The sequence below is a fragment of the Allosaccharopolyspora coralli genome (assembly GCF_009664835.1).
Classification (GTDB): Bacteria; Actinomycetota; Actinomycetes; order Mycobacteriales; family Pseudonocardiaceae; genus Allosaccharopolyspora; species Allosaccharopolyspora coralli.
This window is the reverse complement of the sequence record NZ_CP045929.1, coordinates 4478634-4493651: the sequence shown is the minus strand read 5'-3', so window position 1 is coordinate 4493651 and position 15018 is coordinate 4478634. Positions and strand designations below refer to the sequence as shown.

15 protein-coding genes are annotated in these 15018 nt (G+C 70.2%); 9 read left to right on the top strand and 6 right to left on the bottom strand.

Annotated elements, in window-relative coordinates; all coding sequences use genetic code 11:
- Positions 1 to 51: 51 nt before the first annotated feature.
- The 4 genes from GIY23_RS20895 to GIY23_RS20880 all read left to right on the top strand — a co-directional run bounded on the left by GIY23_RS20895 (position 52) and on the right by GIY23_RS20880 (position 5240).
- A complete protein-coding gene (locus GIY23_RS20895) occupies positions 52 to 834 on the top strand; it encodes a cytochrome c biogenesis CcdA family protein (protein WP_154078220.1) in 783 nt (260 codons plus the stop codon).
- Complete coding sequence (resB, locus tag GIY23_RS20890; RefSeq protein ID WP_154078219.1) at positions 834 to 2456, top strand: cytochrome c biogenesis protein ResB; 1623 nt, start codon at positions 834 to 836, stop codon at positions 2454 to 2456. The genes GIY23_RS20895 and resB overlap by 1 nt, the downstream gene beginning before the upstream one ends.
- Complete coding sequence (gene ccsB / locus GIY23_RS20885; protein WP_154078218.1) at positions 2456 to 3460, top strand: c-type cytochrome biogenesis protein CcsB; 1005 nt, start codon at positions 2456 to 2458, stop codon at positions 3458 to 3460. Before resB ends, ccsB begins: the two co-directional genes overlap by 1 nt.
- A 205-nt stretch (positions 3461 to 3665) precedes the next feature.
- Positions 3666 to 5240 (top strand): MinD/ParA family protein, encoded by a 1575-nt coding sequence (locus GIY23_RS20880; protein ID WP_154078217.1) that lies wholly within the window; start codon positions 3666 to 3668, stop codon positions 5238 to 5240.
- An 88-nt stretch (positions 5241 to 5328) separates the two neighbouring features.
- Here the strand turns inward: GIY23_RS20880 and GIY23_RS20875 are convergent, their stop codons facing one another.
- Both GIY23_RS20875 and GIY23_RS20870 read right to left on the bottom strand, forming a co-directional pair.
- Positions 5329 to 5526: a hypothetical protein gene (locus tag GIY23_RS20875; protein ID WP_154078216.1), complete on the bottom strand. Its 198-nt coding sequence runs from the start codon at positions 5524 to 5526 to the stop codon at positions 5329 to 5331.
- A 63-nt stretch (positions 5527 to 5589) separates the two neighbouring features.
- A complete protein-coding gene (locus GIY23_RS20870) occupies positions 5590 to 5811 on the bottom strand; it encodes a BldC family transcriptional regulator (protein ID WP_154078215.1) in 222 nt (73 codons plus the stop codon).
- 253 nt (positions 5812 to 6064) lie between these two features.
- Between GIY23_RS20870 and GIY23_RS20865 the strand changes: the two genes are divergently transcribed.
- The 3 genes from GIY23_RS20865 to GIY23_RS20855 are packed head-to-tail and all read left to right on the top strand — an operon-like array spanning position 6065 to position 8113.
- Positions 6065 to 6436, top strand: a complete 372-nt coding sequence (locus GIY23_RS20865; protein ID WP_228717420.1) for a DUF4229 domain-containing protein — start codon at positions 6065 to 6067, stop codon at positions 6434 to 6436.
- The gene (gene cds1, locus GIY23_RS20860) at positions 6433 to 7557 is read left to right on the top strand and encodes an L-cysteine desulfhydrase Cds1 (protein WP_323845628.1); all 1125 of its coding nucleotides are present in this window, start codon (positions 6433 to 6435) and stop codon (positions 7555 to 7557) included. The genes GIY23_RS20865 and cds1 overlap by 4 nt, the downstream gene beginning before the upstream one ends.
- The gene (locus tag GIY23_RS20855; RefSeq protein WP_154078214.1) at positions 7550 to 8113 is read left to right on the top strand and encodes a DUF3558 family protein; all 564 of its coding nucleotides are present in this window, start codon (positions 7550 to 7552) and stop codon (positions 8111 to 8113) included. The genes cds1 and GIY23_RS20855 overlap by 8 nt, the downstream gene beginning before the upstream one ends.
- A gap of 70 nt (positions 8114 to 8183) precedes the next feature.
- Here the strand turns inward: GIY23_RS20855 and GIY23_RS20850 are convergent, their stop codons facing one another.
- The 3 genes from GIY23_RS20850 to GIY23_RS20840 form a co-directional block, all read right to left on the bottom strand.
- Positions 8184 to 9062, bottom strand: coding sequence for a 1,4-dihydroxy-2-naphthoate polyprenyltransferase (locus GIY23_RS20850; protein ID WP_154078213.1), 879 nt, complete (start codon positions 9060 to 9062; stop codon positions 8184 to 8186).
- A gap of 46 nt (positions 9063 to 9108) precedes the next feature.
- The gene (gene menE / locus GIY23_RS20845; protein ID WP_228717419.1) at positions 9109 to 10296 is read right to left on the bottom strand and encodes an o-succinylbenzoate--CoA ligase; all 1188 of its coding nucleotides are present in this window, start codon (positions 10294 to 10296) and stop codon (positions 9109 to 9111) included.
- Positions 10297 to 10443: 147 nt separating this feature from the next.
- Complete coding sequence (locus GIY23_RS20840; protein ID WP_154078211.1) at positions 10444 to 11367, bottom strand: 1,4-dihydroxy-2-naphthoyl-CoA synthase; 924 nt, start codon at positions 11365 to 11367, stop codon at positions 10444 to 10446.
- Positions 11368 to 11435: 68 nt separating this feature from the next.
- On the opposite strand from GIY23_RS20840, the gene menD reads away from it, so the two are divergent.
- Positions 11436 to 13091 carry a 2-succinyl-5-enolpyruvyl-6-hydroxy-3-cyclohexene-1-carboxylic-acid synthase gene (menD, locus tag GIY23_RS20835; RefSeq protein WP_154078210.1) on the top strand — a complete coding sequence of 552 codons (1656 nt, stop codon included), beginning with the start codon at positions 11436 to 11438 and terminating at the stop codon, positions 13089 to 13091.
- A gap of 66 nt (positions 13092 to 13157) precedes the next feature.
- On the opposite strand, the gene GIY23_RS20830 is transcribed toward menD, so the two are convergent.
- Positions 13158 to 14417, bottom strand: coding sequence for an isochorismate synthase (locus tag GIY23_RS20830; protein WP_228717418.1), 1260 nt, complete (start codon positions 14415 to 14417; stop codon positions 13158 to 13160).
- Positions 14418 to 14503: 86 nt separating this feature from the next.
- On the opposite strand from GIY23_RS20830, the gene GIY23_RS20825 reads away from it, so the two are divergent.
- Entirely contained in the window at positions 14504 to 15016 is a 513-nt protein-coding gene (locus tag GIY23_RS20825; RefSeq protein ID WP_222850193.1) for a DUF3592 domain-containing protein, read from the top strand.
- Positions 15017 to 15018 lie beyond the last annotated feature (2 nt).

Below are 15018 nucleotides of genomic sequence, written 5' to 3'. Positions count from 1 at the left end.
TCACCGGGGGTGCTGCGTCCGCGGCCGCTCTCCGTCCTTACCCTCGATGTCGTGAATCCGACCGAACTCGCCGCATCGGGACCGCTGGTTTTCGCAGCCTGCGTCGCCGTGCTGGCGGGGGCGATCAGCTTCGCGTCACCGTGCGTCGTGCCGCTGGTTCCCGGCTATCTCGCCTACCTTGCGGGCGTGGTCGGCGCCGACGCACCCGCGGTGGACGAGGCCGAGGCGCGGGAGGTCCGTCGCGGCCGCTGGCGTGTCGCCGGGGCCGCCGGGTTGTTCGTCGCCGGATTCAGTGTCGTTTTCGCCGCCGGAGCCCTGCTGCTGCTCGGCTTGTCCGATGCCCTGCTCGCCAACGAACTCGTCCTCCAGCGTGTGGGCGGTGTCGTGACCGTCGCGATGGGTCTGGCTTTCCTCGGTCTCATTCCGGCGTTGCAGCGTGACGTGCGCGTGCACCGCGTTCCGCGTACGGGGATGTGGGGTGCGCCGCTGCTCGGGGCCGTGTTCGGTCTCGGGTGGACCCCGTGCCTCGGGCCGACCCTGATCGGCGTGATCTCCGTTGCCGCCGGAACTCAGGTCGACACCGGGATCGCGATGCGCGGCGTGCTGCTGGTGCTCGCCTACTGTGTCGGGCTGGGGATCCCGTTCATCGTCCTCGCGCTCGGTGCCCGCTGGGCGGTGCGCAGCGCGGCGTGGTTGCGCACCCGGGCGCGGACGATCCAGCTGACCGGTGGCGCGTTGCTGGTCGTCGTCGGGTTGCTGCTGGTGACCGGGCTGTGGGGCGAGTGGGTCGCGTGGATGCGCGGGCCGATCGCCGGATTCGAGTTGCCACTCTGATGCCTGCTGTCGTGAAGACCGTTCTCGCCCAACTGCGCAACACGTGGCGCGGACTGACGTCGATGCGCACCGCGCTGGTGCTGCTGTTCCTGCTGGCGCTGGCCGCATTGCCCGGAGCGCTGATCCCGCAGCGGTCGCTGAACCAGCGCGAGGTCGATCGCTACTTCGAGGAGTACCCGAGCCTGGCGCCGATCCTCGACAAGGCCGGCATGTTCGAGGTGTTCAGCTCGGTGTGGTTCGCCTCGATCTACGTCCTGCTGTTCATTTCGCTCATCGGCTGCCTGGTGCCGCGGTGCGCGGAGTACTTCAAGCAGCTGCGGGCGAAGCCGGTGCGCACGCCGCGCAACCTCGCCAGGATGCCGCATCACGAGACCGCCGAGCTCCACTCGTCGGTCGACGAGGTGATGACCTCCGCGCGCCGCCGGTTGCGCGGGTGGCGGATTCACGAGCAGGAGGAAGCCGACGGGGGGCGGTCGCTGAGCGCCGAGCGCGGCTACCTCCGCGAGGCCGGGAACCTGGTGTTCCACTTCGCACTGGTCGGTCTGCTGATCAGCGTTGCCGGCGGCAAGATCCTCGGTTACGAGGGCAACGTCATCGTGATGGCCGACGGGTCGAGCTTCTGCAACTCGGGCACCTACAACTTCGACTCGTTCCGTGCGGGCCTGAGCGTCGACGGCACCGATCTGAGCCCGTTCTGCGTGAAGGTCGACGACTTCGAGGCCGACTATCTGCCCACCGGCCAGGCCGAGAACTATCGCGCGTCCGTGCAGTACCAGTCCGGTGAGGACCTGGAGAACGACGTGTGGCGCCCGTACGAGCTGGAGGTCAACAGCCCGCTGCGGACCGCGGGCGACCGTGTCTACCTGCTCGGCAACGGCTACGCGCCGCGGTTCTCCGTGACCTGGCCGGACGGGCAGCAGCGCTCCGGTCTCGTGCAGTGGCAGCCGATGGATCAGATGACGATGCTGTCCCAGGGCGCCACGAAGTTCGACCCGCCGGGAGTCACCGACGCCGAGCAGCGCAGGCAGAACCAGCTCGCGGTCACCGGCCTGTTCGCGCCGACGGCGAACATGGACGGGTCGCTGCTGTCGTCGCGGTTCCCCGCACCGAACGATCCGCGGGTGGCCGTCGACGTGCTGCGCGGCGACCTCGGCCTCGACTCCGGCCGGGGACAGTCGATCTTCAGCGTGGATCAGCGCATGATCGAGCAGGACCGGCTGAACCGGGTGGCGCGCGAGAACCTGCGCATCGGCGAGGAGATCCGCCTCGACGACGGCACGACGGTGCGCTTCGACGGCCTGGAACGGTGGGTGAACCTGCAGGTCTCGCACGACCCGTTCCAGCCGTGGGTGCTCGGTTTCGCGGTGGCGGTCATCTTCGGCATCGGGGCGTCGTTGACGATCAAGCGGCGGCGCGTGTGGGTGCGCGCGGTCCCGGTCACCCCGGGCGCCGGTGACGGGGATCTCGCCCGTACCGTGGTCGAGGTCGGCGGACTGGCTCGCACCGACCAGGCCGGTTACGGCGAGGAATTCACCCGCGTCGCCCGTGACCTGCTCGAACCCGGCCCCGACGACTCGACGGACACGCCAGCCGCGATGTCCGGGCGCGGAAGGAACAGCTGATGCCGGTCAACCTGGTGCTGTCGGAGTACAGCGACATGGCGTTCGCGACCTCGGTCGCGATCTACATCTTCGCGATGCTGTTGTACTTCGCGGAGTTCTCCTCCGGCAGCGCGCGCAAGGCCGTCCCGGAGCGCGAGCTCGTCGGCTCGGGTGCGCCGGTCGACAAGGCCGCGGGCGACGGACCCGTCGTGGGACACGTGCCCGAGCCCGCCCGTCGGCCGTGGGCCGAGCGGGTCGGCGGGATGGCGGTGGCGTTGACCGCCCTCGGTGCCCTGGTGCACGGGGCGTCGTTGGTGCTGCGCGGTGTCGCGACCGGCCGGGCTCCGTGGGGCAACATGTACGAGTTCGGTTCCGCGATCACGCTCGCGGCGGTGCTGGCGTGGCTGGTCGTGCTGTTCCGGCAGTCCCGCGCGCTGCGGCAGGAGACCAGCACCGCGACGTTGCGTGGTCTCGGCGGGTTCGTGATGCTGCCGACCACGGTGCTGCTGTTCCTGTCGGGCACGGTGTTGTACGCGGAAGCCGCGCCCCTGCAGCCTGCGCTGCAGTCCTATTGGATCGTGATCCACGTCTCGGCCGCGATCGTCTCGACCGGTGTGCTGTTGTTCGCCGGTGTGGCCAGCCTGCTGTTCATCGCGCGTACGCGGCACGAGAACAACCCCACGAAGATGGTGCGGTTCGGCTCGCGGTTGCCGACGAGCCAAGCGCTGGACCGGCTGGCCTACCGCGCCACCGTGATCATCATGCCGGTGTGGACGTTCGCGATCGTCGCGGGCGCGATCTGGGCCGAGGCCTCCTGGGGCCGGTTCTGGGGTTGGGACCCGAAGGAGACGACCTCCCTTATCGCCTGGATCTGCTATGCCGCGTACCTGCACGCGCGGGCCACCGCCGGGTGGCGCGGCGTGCGCTCGGCGTGGATCAACGTCGCCGGTCTCGCCGTGATGATCTTCAACCTGTTCTTCATCAACATCGTGGTCGCGGGGCTTCACTCGTACGCTGGACTCTGATCGGGTCACCGCGTCGCCGAGAGGCTTGCCCGACGAGGTCGACGCGCTTGATCGGCTTCTCTGACCTGCGGATCTTCGACCGGTACCGGGCCGTGGCACGGTGCCGAACACCTCACCCCGGCTGGATTCCGCGGGTGTTCGGCGACTACCGTCCCGCTTCGAGGGCGTACCCGCTCTGATTCGTTTCTCGGAAGGACAGCCAACGGTGACCGGACGCTACGAGGAGCCCGAGACCCGCCGTAACCTGGGCCCGGCCGACCCGCGGTCCTTCGACGGGGCCGAATCCACGGCACACGGCAACGGGCACTCCGGTGACCTGCCGAACCCGGCGGACCCGGGTTACATCGACCCGAAGACCACGCCGGGCAGGCGACACGTGGTCTCCGACGAGCACCCGATGCCGTCCTACGTGGACCCGTCGGGGCCGGCGGCGGAGACGCCGCAACCGCACTACCCGGGTGGTGTCCAGCAGCAGGGCCAGGTTCCGTACGTGGAACCGAGTCCGTCCGGGCCGCAACAGGGCTTCTCGACCGCATCGGCCTACGCCGATCCGAGCACCCAGTTCCAGCCCGGCCCGTACCAGCCCGGCGCGCAGTCCGGGCCGCACCAGGTCGGCCAGTCGGGCGCCCAGCCCGCACCAGGTCAGCCTGCATCAGGTCACTCCGCACCGGGCCAGCCCGCGCCAGGTCAGTCCGGCCCGTATGCGGTCGGCGCGGCTCCGTCCGCCCCTCAACAGCCGCAGGCCGCACAGCCTGGCCAGTCGGGGCCGCACGAGATTCCCGGTGTGCCCGCGCCGTATCCGGGTGTGGGGCAGCCCGCGCAACAGCCGCCGGAGCAGCCGTTCGGCCAGGACCTGTCCTCGGCGCAGCTGCTGCGACAGACGAAGCGTCCGCCGCAGTCCGGGTGGCGCAAGGCGTTGTACCTGCTCAGCGGCAAGTCGATCAACCTTGGCGAGAGCCAGTCCGACATGTACCGCCGCGAGCTGATCTCTCGGATCAATCAGCCGCTCGCGGGCTGCTACAAGATCGCGATGCTCAGCCTGAAGGGCGGTGTGGGCAAGACGACCGCCACGGCAACACTCGGCTCGACGTTCTCGTCGCTGCGCGGCGACCGCGTCGTGGCCGTCGACGCGAACCCCGACCGCGGGACGTTGAGCCAGAAGATCCCGCTGGAGACCACTGCCACCGTCCGTCACCTGCTGCGGGACGCCCAGCGCATCAGCAAGTACAGCGACGTCCGTTCGTACACCTCGCAGGGACCCAGCCGGTTGGAGGTGCTGGCCAGCGAGCAGGACCCGGCGGTCTCGGAGGCGTTCAGCGAGGACGACTACCGGCGCACGGTGACCTTGCTGGAGCACTTCTACAACGTGGTGCTCACCGACTGTGGCACCGGCCTGATGCACTCGGCGATGAAGGGCGTCCTCGACGTCGCGGACTCGCTGGTGCTGGTCTCGTCGAGCTCGATCGACGGCGCGCGCAGCGCGTCGGGAACCCTGGACTGGCTCGACGCGCACGGATACGGGGAGTTGGTGAAGCGGTCCGTGACCGTGATCAACTCGGTGCGTCCGGGGTCGGGCAAGGTCGACATCGACAAGCTCGCCGCCCACTTCGGTTCCCGGTGCCGTGCGGTGGCGAAGATCCCCTTCGACCCGCATCTGGAAGAAGGCGCCGAGGTCGAGCTGGACCAGCTCGCCGCACCGACGCGGCTCGCGTTGCTGGAGCTCGCCGCACTCGTCGCGGACGACTTCCCGCAGGCAGCAGGCCGTCAGCGCATGGTCTGATCAGCCCTCTGGGAACGACACCGCGAGGCGCGGGGATGCAGGACCACCTACTCACGTTCCCGGATGCCGTCTGGGAGCGGGCGGACGCTCAGCTCTCGCCGGGGTCGCCGTTGTTGCGGTTCTTGCGCTCTTCGTCGAGTTTGCGCAGGAAATCGGGGTCGTCGTCCGGCGGGACCTGGGTGCCGGGCCGGCCGAAGAGCTCGCCGACGCCGTTCTCCGGACCGAAGGCCTTCCACAGCAATACGATGACGGTGATCGCACCGATCGCTGCCAGCGCGTAGAGCATCGCCCACCTCCGTTTCGTCCCTTTCGAGACTAGCTGGTGTGGCGTGGTGGTGGGGTCGCCGAGTCAGGCTGTGTGGCTCACGTCGTTGGTCAGCTCCGCCAGCAGGGTCTTCACCTCGGACTCCCGGAACCGGCGGTGCCCGCCCGGGGTACGGATCGAACCGATGCGCCCGGCGGTGGCCCAGCGGGTGACGGTCTTCGGGTCGACGCGGAACAGCGTGGCGACCTCGCCGGGTGTCAGGAGTTGCTCCTGGCTGTTCGGGCGGGTCTGCGGCGTCACGGTCACGGCTTGCCTCCACGGGTCTTCGCAACAGGTGTTCGGGGAGTCGGTGGTATCGGCTCCGCTGTCTCGCATCCTGGCAGCCGGACATGCGGGTACTCGAACACTCAGGTCCAGGTAAAGGGAAGGTAAGGGACGAACGGGCGTATTCGGACGCAGCGCGCGCCGAGGCGTTGATCGGACCTCCGGCCGGGGTGCCGTTTCCGCACGTCCCGGACCGTCGGCCGTCGGTGACCTCCCGTGCTCTACCCTGGTTGACGTGCAGGAACAGCAGAACGCAAGCGACTCGGTCGGGAGCACTCGCGCCGCTGGTCGACCGCACTCACTGGCCGTCGACCTCACGCTCTACACGCTCGCCCGGTTCGGCATGGTCGTCGCCTTGGCCGCTGTGCTCCTGCTCTTCCGGGTTCCGTTGCTCGTCGCGCTCGCGGTTGCCGTGGTCGTCGTCATGCCGTTGTCCCTCGTGTTGTTCAAGGGCTTGCGTCACCGCGTCGCGGTCGGTGTCGAGGAGCGCACCCGGCACCGCCGGGCACGCCGCGACGAACTCCGTGCGCAGCTCAGGGGCGAACGGGACGAGGAACCCGCGAATCGTGCGGCCGAGCAGCATGCGACGTCGGAGGAGCGTTCGTGACCGAGATCGTGGATCGCTGGTGCGAACGCACCCGGGACTGGACGTCGGAGGCGGTACGGGTCATCGAGGCCGACGCGAACCGCAGCGCCGACACGCACCTGCTCACGTATCCGCTCCCGCACGCCTGGGGTATTGACCTTTACTTGAAGGACGAGTCGACGCATCCGACCGGCTCGCTGAAGCACCGGCTGGCGCGCTCGCTGTTCCTGCACGCGATCTGCAACGGCTGGATCGCCGAGGGAACGCCGGTCATCGAGGCGTCGTCGGGGTCCACAGCCGTCTCCGAGGCGTACTTCGCCCACCTGCTCGGGCTGCCGTTCATCGCGGTGATGCCGCGGTCGACGAGCGCCGAGAAGGTCGCACTCATCGAGCGACAGGGTGGCAAATGTCACTTCGTCGACGAGCCGAACGCGATCTACGACGAGTCCCGCAGGCTCGCCGCCGAACTCGGCGGGCACTTCATGGACCAGTTCACCCACGCCGAGGGGGCGACGGACTGGCGCGGCAACAACAACATCGCCGAGTCGATCTTCGAACAGATGCGGCGGGAGCGCCATCCGGAGCCGGCGTGGATCGTCACCGGCGCGGGCACCGGCGGCACGAGCGCGACGTTGGGCCGCTACGTCCGCTACCGCAGGCACGGAACCCGCCTGGCCGTGGTGGACCCGGAGCACTCGGTGTTCTTCGACGCGTGGTGCGAGAACGACCCCGGTCGCGTCGGCGACCGCGGCTCGCTGATCGAGGGCATCGGACGTCCCCGGGTCGAACCCTCGTTCGTCGGTCAGGCCATCGACCGCATGGTCAAGGTTCCGGACGCGGCCTCGATCGCGACGATCCGGTGGACCGAGGAAGTGCTCGGCCGCCGAGTCGGCGGCTCCACAGGGACCAACCTGTGGGGGGTGTTCACCCTCGTCGCCGAGATGGTCGCGCGTGGGGAACGCGGCAGCATCGTGACACTGCTCTGCGACGGCGGTGAGCGGTACGCGCACACCTACTACGACGACGGCTGGGTGTCCGAGCAAGGCATGGATCTGGATCGACCGTGGCGCGTGCTGGAGCGGTTCCACGCCACCGGGCAGTGGCCTGCCGACGAGCGCGCCGGGGTCGAGACGAGTGCGTAAGCCTGCCGTAGCCGCCGGTGCGCTCGCGCTGGGAGTCCTGGCCGGGTGTTCGGGACAGGAGCCCGCCCCGGAGCAGCCCCCCACCCCCTCGACGGAGACGAGTGAGCAGCCGACGCTGGAGTCGGTCGAGCCCTCGATCACCCGTGAGATCCCGCAGGAGCAGCGGCAGCGGCTCGCGCGACTGCCGAGCGAGCGCCTGTGTGAGCTGGTGACACCGGACGAACTCGGTCAGCTCGCGTTCCCCGTGCAGCGCGGGCAACCCCGCGAGGTGGGTTTCGATCCGACGTTGCGTGGCTGCTCGTTCGAGGCGCAGGGCGGCGCGCGTGCGGTGTTGCTGGGGGCGCAGCCGGCCGGCTACGGCAGCCTCGGCGACACCGAGGTCGACCTCGGTGGGACGCGCGGCACGCAGACCTTGCACGTCAACGATTGCACTGTGTTCGCCGACGTTGAGGACGCGACTCTGCAGGTCGTCGTGACGGCCCCGGAAGCGGGGTCGGACCAGTGCGAGGCCGCGCAGGGCATCGCCCAGTACACCTTGGCCGCTCTCGTCCGATGACCCCGATTCGTGAAGCGAACGGCACTTTCGCCTCGTCTCGTGAGGCGAAAGTGCCGTTCGCCTCACGAGATCAGCCCTGGCCGAGGGCGAGGGCGAGAGCCGTCGCGACCGCCCACACGAGCATCGCCAGGCCGGTGTCGCGCAGCGCGGGCACCAGGGCACTGCCGGTGCGTCCGCTCAGCACCGCTCGCAGCGAGGGGAACATCAACGGCAGCGCGAGGAACGCGGTGAGCACCCACGGGCTGCGCAGGCCGGTGAGCAGCGTGATGACGAACGGCACCAACGCGAGCACGACGTAGAGCGTGCGGGTGTCACGGTCGCCGAGCAGGACGGCGAGTGTGCGCTTGCCGGTCTCGCGGTCGGTGGGAATGTCACGCAGGTTGTTCGCCACGAGCACCGCCGCCGAGAACGAGCCGATCGCGACCGCTCCGCCGACGCCGACACCGTTGAACGATCCGGACTGCACGAACAGGGTGCCCAGCACGCCGACGAGTCCGAAGAACACGAACACCGCGATCTCGCCGAACCCGGAGTAGCCGTACGGGCGAGAGCCGCCGGTGTAGAACCATGCCGCCGCGATGCAGGCGGCTCCGACGAGCAGCAGCCACCACTGTCCGCTCAGCGCTACGACGCCGAGCCCGCACACGGCCGCGAGCCCGAAGCACACGAACGCGGCGGTGCGGACCGCGCCGGGTTCGGCGAGGCCGGAGCCGACGAGCCGCAGCGGGCCGACGCGCTGCTCGTCGGTGCCGCGAACGCCGTCGGAGTAGTCGTTGGCGTAGTTGACGCCGACGATCAGCGTGACCGCCACCAGCAGCGCGAGCAGCGCGATCACCGGGTCGAACCGGTCCACGCCCGCTGCCGCCCCGGTCCCCACGATCACGGGTGCGAACGCGTTCGGCAGGGTGCGCACGCGTGCGCCTTCGATCCACTGTGCGACTGTCGCCATGGCGCCATCTTCGCCCATCGGGTGCGGGTGATCGACTCGTGGTCGGTCACTGCCTGCCGAGCAGGTCGCGCACGGCGGCCCGGTCGACCTTTCCGGGCCCGCGCAGCGGCAGTTCCTCCACGGCGACGATGCGTTTCGGAGCGGCTTCGGCACCGGCACGGGACCGAACCGCTTCCCGGAGTTCGGCGGTGTCCGGCGGTGCGGAAGGGTCGCTGACGACGACGGCGGCGGCCACGATCTGGCCCCACTCCGGATCGTCGAGGCCGACGACACACGCCTCCCGGACTCCGGGGTGGTCGGTCAGGGGTCGTTCGGCCTGAACGGGTGCGACGTTGACCCCGCCGGTGACGATCATGTCGTCCACGCGGCCGAGGACCTCGAGCCTGCGGTCCCTGACCTGGCCGACGTCGTCGGTGCGGAAGCCGAAGTCGCTGAAAGCCTCGCTGTCGGCGTAGCGGTATCCGCGCGCCACCATCGGGCCGTAGAGGTGAATCCGGCCCGGTTCGGGCGGTTCGACCGCGACCCGCACGCCGTCGAGCGGCATGCCGTCGTAGACGCAGCCGCCCGCGGTCTCGCTCATGCCGTAGGTGCGCACGATCGGCACGCCCTCGTCCTGCGCGCGCTGCAGTAGCCGTTGCGGCGCGGCGGCGCCTCCGAGCAGGATCGCGTCGAATTGGCGCAGCGCACGAAGGCTGTCCGGGTCGTCGATGAGGCGGGCGAGCTGGGTGGGAACCAGCGAGGTGTAGTACGGGCCCCACGTGGCGAAGACCTCGGTGGCGGCCTCGACGAACGCGTCGGGGCGGAAGCCGTCGCGGACGTCCACGGCACACGGCTCGGTGCCCGAGATCAGGGCACGCATCAGCACCTGCAACCCCGCGACGTGGTGCGGCGGCAGCGCGAGCAGCCACGTTCCCGGCCCGTCGAGCCGTTCCTCGGTCGCCTCCGCCGAGGCGCGCAGCGCCGAGTTCGGCAGCAGAACGCCCTTCGGTACGCCCGTGGACCCCGAGGTGCCGATGACGACGGACGTCGGGTCCATCGTGTCGTCCTCGTGCGCCAGCAGCGGTTCGCCGACGCCGAGTGCGGTGCGCAGTTCTCGCGCGTTCTCCCCGTCGGGGGCGACCGGCAGCAACGCCGGGCCGTCGCCCTCGAGCGCCCGGCTCAGCGCCGGGAGCGCCTCGAGCGCTTCGTTACCGGGGCGGATGGGCAGGGCTTCCACGACACGACCAGGACTCACGCCCACCATTGTCGACGACCGGCGTGACCCGACGCCGAACCGGTCGCCCGTCAGGGAGAAGAGGTGCTCGGGGTGGGTCTGCGTACGCGGCGGCGAGGTGAGGTTCCGCTACTGCAACCACCTACGCAGACCAATCCGCGCACTCTCCTAGTAGTGCCAGGGGAACTCCGACCAGTCGGGCTCCCGCCGCTGCAGGAACGCGTCGCGGCCCTCGACGGCTTCGTCGGTCATGTAGGCGAGGCGGGTGGTCTCGCCCGCGAACAGCTGCTGGCCGACGAGGCCGTCGTCGATGGCGTTGAACGAGTACTTGAGCATCCGCTGCGCCGTCGGCGACTTGCCGTTGATCTCCCGCGACCACTGCAATGCGGTCGCTTCGAGCTCTTCGTGCGGCACGGCCTCGTTGACCATGCCCATCTCGTGTCCCTGCTGGGCGGTGTACGGGCGGCCGAGGAAGAAGATCTCGCGGGCGAACTTCTGTCCGACCTGGCGTGCGAGGTACGCCGAGCCGAATCCGCCGTCGAAGCTGCCGACGTCCGCGTCGGTCTGCTTGAACCGCGCGTGCTCGGCGCTGGCGAGAGTGAGGTCGCTCACGACGTGCAGGCTGTGTCCGCCACCCGCGGCCCACCCCGGAACCACCGCGACGACGATCTTCGGCATGAACCGGATCAACCGCTGCACCTCGAGGATGTGCAGCCGACCCGCGCGCGCCGGATCCACCGTCTCCTGCGTCTCACCGTCGGCGTACTGGTAGCCGGACCGGCCGCGGATGCGCTGGTCGCCGCCCGAGCAGAACGCCCAGCCGCCGTCCTTCGGCGAGGGCCCGTTCCCGGTGAGCAGCACGCAGCCCACGTCGGAAGTCGTCCGTGCGTGGTCGAACGCGCGGTAGAGCTCGTCGACGGTGTGCGGCCGGAAGGCGTTGCGCACCTCCGGCCGGTCGAAGGCGATGCGCACGGTGCCGCGCCCTGGTCCGTCCTCGACACACCGGTGATACGTGATGTCGGTGAAGTCGAAGCCGTCGACGGGTTGCCAGACCGCGGGGTCGAAGAGTTCGGAAACACGTGTGTTCTGCACACTGGGGAGGATAGGCACGGCGCGAACGGGACTGTCCCTGCCCGTGCGAACCGGTACGGGGTGGTGGCGTGAATCCGTCGACGGCGCAGGCCGAGGTGATGGTCGACGAACTGGTGCGCAACGGGGTCTGCGACGTCGTCCTGGCGCCCGGCTCCCGTAACGCGCCGCTGTCGTTCGCGGTGCACGCCGCTGCCGAGGAGGGGCGACTGCGGCTGCACGTCCGGATCGACGAACGCAGTGCCGGATTTCTCGCCCTGGGCATGGCCGCCTGCAGTCGCAGACCGGTCGCGGTGATGTGCACCTCCGGCACCGCCGTGGCGAACCTGCACCCGGCGGTCGCGGAGGCATGGCAGGCCGGAGTGCCGATGGTGGTGCTCACCGCGGACCGACCGCCGGAGATGCGGGCAGCGAACGCCAACCAGACGATCGACCAGCACGGCCTGTTCGGCACCGCGGTGTGCGCGTTCCACGAGTTCGCGGTGGCCGAGCGTCGCCCCGGGCTCAACGCCTACTGGCGGACCGAGGTCTCCCGTGCGTGCGCGGCCGCGAGTCGGGGGCCGGTCCATCTCGACGTCCCGTTCCGGGAACCGCTGGTGCCCGACGGCGAGCCGGACTGGTGCGAACCGCTGGTCGGCAGGGCCGACGGCGGCCCGTGGACGGTCGCCGCTGCCCGTGCCGGATCGGCGCTGACCCGGGTTCGATCCCCGCGCGGCCTGGTGCTCGTCGCCGACGATCGGCGCGCGGAGGAAGCGGGAGCGTGGGGCGAACGGCTCGGGTGGCCGGTGTTGTCCGAGACCGGTGGTGTCGGCCAGGCGGGCGGCGCGGCGATCACCTCCGGCATGTGGCTGCTCGGCGTGGACGACTTCCTCGCCGACCACCGTCCCGATCAGGTCGTGTGTTTCGGCCGCCCCACGGTGTTCCGCGCGGTGCAGAACCTGTTCGGGCACCCCGACACCGAGGTGCTGCTGGTGCACGACGGTGAGCACTGGCCCGCGCCGCGGCACGACGTCGTCGAGGTCGCTGCCCACCCCGGACCGCCGAGTGGCGCGACGGACTCGGAGTGGCTCGCCGCCTGGCAGCAGGCCGACCGCAAAGTCACCGACGTCGTGCGGGCGGAGCTGGAAATGTTGCCGTGGCCGACCGGAGTCCTCCTCGCCCGGGACGTCGCCGCGGCGTTGCCTCCGGGCGCGCAGCTCGTCCTCGGCTCGTCGAACCCGGCCCGCGATGTCGCGCTCGCCCCTGTCCGCCGCAGCGACGTCACCGTGCACCGCAACCGAGGGGCGGCCGGGATCGACGGCATGGTCTCGACAGCGGCGGGCGCGGCGTTGGTCCACGAAGGACGAACGGTGGCGCTGGTCGGCGACCTCACGTTTCTGCACGATTCCAACGGACTCCTGCTCGGCCCGCAGGAGCAGCGTCCCGACCTGACGCTCGTGGTGTTCAACGACGACGGCGGCGGCATCTTCTCCCTGCTGGAACAAGGCGAACCGCAGCACGCGGCCTCGTTCGAGCGGGTCTTCGGCACCGCGCACGGCGTCGACCTCAGCCATCTCTGCGCGGCCCACGGCATCGAGCACGTGCGCGTGACGGACCGTGCGGCGCTGCCCACAGCGTTGCGGAGCTCCGGCGGGCTGCGTGTCGTCGAGGTCATCGCGGACCGCGCGGACCTCCGGTCCGTCCACGAGCGACTCCGCGCCACCGTGACCGCCACCTTCGGCACGTGAGTCTTTTTGGTGGCTATAGCAACCAAAAAGACTCACGCTTCGCGCGCCATGTGCCACGCCCGCGTGTCATTGGACGCCTTCGAGCGCCTCCCGGACCGGCAGGAGCTTCGCCTCAGCCTCGGCGACCTCCTGCTCCGGATCGGAGTCGGAGACGATGCCGCAGCCCGCGAACAAGCGGACCTGACTCGGCCCGTCCTCGCTGTCGCGGACCTGCGCGCACCGCAGCGCCAGGCCGAACTCCCCGTTGCCCTCGCCGTCGAGCCAGCCGACCGGGCCCGCGTACCGGCCGCGGTCCATGCCTTCGAGCTCGCTGATCATCCGCACAGCCTCGGGCGTGGGCGTGCCGCCGACCGCCGCAGTCGGATGCACCGCGTCGAGCATCTCCAGCAGCGACGCCGGTTCCGACCCGGCGAGTCGTCCGTGCACGTCGGACGCCAGATGCAGCACGTTGCGCAGCCGCAGCACGGTCGGTTCGTCCGGCACCGACATCTCGTCGCAGAACCCGGACAGCGACTCGGCCAGCGAGTCGACCGCGTAGCCGTGCTCGGCCCGGTTCTTCCCCGAGGACAGCAGTTCGCCGGCGAGGTCGTCGGCGGAGACCTCGTCGTGTGGCCAGCTCGTCCCCGCCAGCACCCGGGAGCGCACCTCGTTCCCGGTGCGCCGCAACAGCAGTTCCGGGGTGGCTCCGAGCACGCCGTCGACGGCGAACGTCCAGCAACTCGGGTAGCGGGCGGCGAGATTGCCGAGCACGAACCGCGGGTCCAGCGGTTCGGAGGTGGTCGCGAGCAGGTCGTGTGCCAGCACGACCTTGCGGACGTCGCTGCCCGCGCGCATCCGGCGGACCGCTTCCTCGACCGCCGTCCGATATCCGGCCGCGGAGAGCAGGCCGTCGCTGTAGCGGACCGTGCCTGGTTCGCGCACCGGTGTCACCGGCTCCTCGCCGGTGTCGCCGATGGTGGTGATCCACCGGACGCCGTTGCGGGAGCCGACGATCACGCGCGGGACGACGGCACTGGAGTTGCCCGGTTCGTCGGCGAACGCGAGCGAGCTGAACGCGACCGGGCCGGTGCCGGGAACGCGCACCTCGTCGTCCACGACGAGCCCGGCGGTGAAGTCCCGCCACCATGCTTCGAGATCGGCGAACCGGTCGCCGCCCTTCGTGTCGTGCCGCGCCGCCTCACCCCACCCGACGAGGCCGTCGCCGTGCTTGAGCCAGCAGGTGGTGGCCTTCTCCGGCAGCAGGTCGAGCAGTGCGCGGTCGTGGCCGGGATCGCCGGGGGCGATCCGGCGCGTGCGCACCGAGAGCGGAACCGGGGATGTCACCACCCCCCGAGGATATGCGTCGCCCGGAATCCGATCGCTCGCGGACGCGATGCTCGGGTGGGCCCGGCCGGTACCTACAATCGCCCACCGTGAGCAGCGACGCGGTGCGACGGCACGACGACGGTGAGCCCACGGTCGTCGGGGGCCGGCTCCGCGACCCCGCTCGCGTCCGGGGAATCGTGGCGAAAGTCCTGCTCGGCGTGGGGGTGCTGCTGACCGGACTCGGCGTGGCGATCATCATCGCCTGCTTCATGAACGACCGCACGATCACCGACTCGCCGGGCTACGCGGTCGCGGACGTGGTGGACACCTCACTCACTCGGACCGTGGTGCGATTCACCGACGACGAGGGCCGCGTGTACATCCCGCGCAACGGTGTGCTCTACCCCACGCAGTTGCAGGAGGGCCAGTCCGTCCGGGTCGAGTACGACAGCCGCAACCCCGAGATCGTCCGCGTCGCCGGGCGTGACTTCAGGATCGCGCTGCTGCCGGTGGGGACGGGAGTCGCCGTGGTGTGGGCGGTGGTGCTTCCGGCCTGGTGGCTGCTGCGACGCTCCGCACAGAACACCCATACGACTCAGGAAGCTACACACGGTAACTGAGT

What these genes read in the sequence shown, in the direction of transcription:
- GIY23_RS20850 (WP_154078213.1), bottom strand. Translation starts at nt 9,062, where the DNA reads ATGGCGACAGTCGCACAGTGGATCGAAGGCGCACGCGTGCGCACCCTG.
- ccsB (WP_154078218.1), top strand. Translation starts at nt 2,456, where the DNA reads ATGCCGGTCAACCTGGTGCTGTCGGAGTACAGCGACATGGCGTTCGCG.
- GIY23_RS20875 (WP_154078216.1), bottom strand. Translation starts at nt 5,526, where the DNA reads ATGCTCTACGCGCTGGCAGCGATCGGTGCGATCACCGTCATCGTATTG.
- resB (WP_154078219.1), top strand. Translation starts at nt 834, where the DNA reads ATGCCTGCTGTCGTGAAGACCGTTCTCGCCCAACTGCGCAACACGTGG.